This is a genomic window from Priestia sp. SIMBA_032 (assembly GCF_046535215.1).
GTDB classification, from domain to species: Bacteria; Bacillota; Bacilli; order Bacillales; family Bacillaceae_H; genus Priestia; species Priestia aryabhattai.
The window spans coordinates 1-266 of sequence record NZ_JAWRXD010000797.1; the positions used below are offsets into that span (position 1 = coordinate 1).

Annotated in this window: 1 protein-coding gene; it reads left to right on the top strand. The window is 75.6% G+C overall.

Features of this window, described 5'->3' with window-relative positions; all coding sequences use genetic code 11:
- The coding region (locus SB717_RS36525) for a hypothetical protein (RefSeq protein ID WP_410907936.1) at positions 1–231 on the top strand (231 nt) is incomplete at its 5' end.
- Positions 232–266 lie beyond the last annotated feature (35 nt).

Consider the following 266-nt stretch of genomic DNA (forward strand, 5'->3'; position numbering starts at 1 on the left):
GTGATCGTGCTTGCCCGGCCCGAAGGCGACACGCTGGCGCGCGTGCTCGACGCGTGCGACTCCGCCGGCGCCCGTGCCCGGGTCGACGGGCTGCGGCACATCGCGCAGCCGGACGGCATCGAACTGCGGATGGGCGTCCGGGCGAGCCCCGCCGCCACGCAGCGGCTCATCTCAGCGGTCGCAGCCGTGGACGGGGTGTCGTCGGTCCAGGTGGACCGGCCGCTGTCTTGAGCCACGCGTGCTGAGCCCGCGCGTCCTGAGCCCCC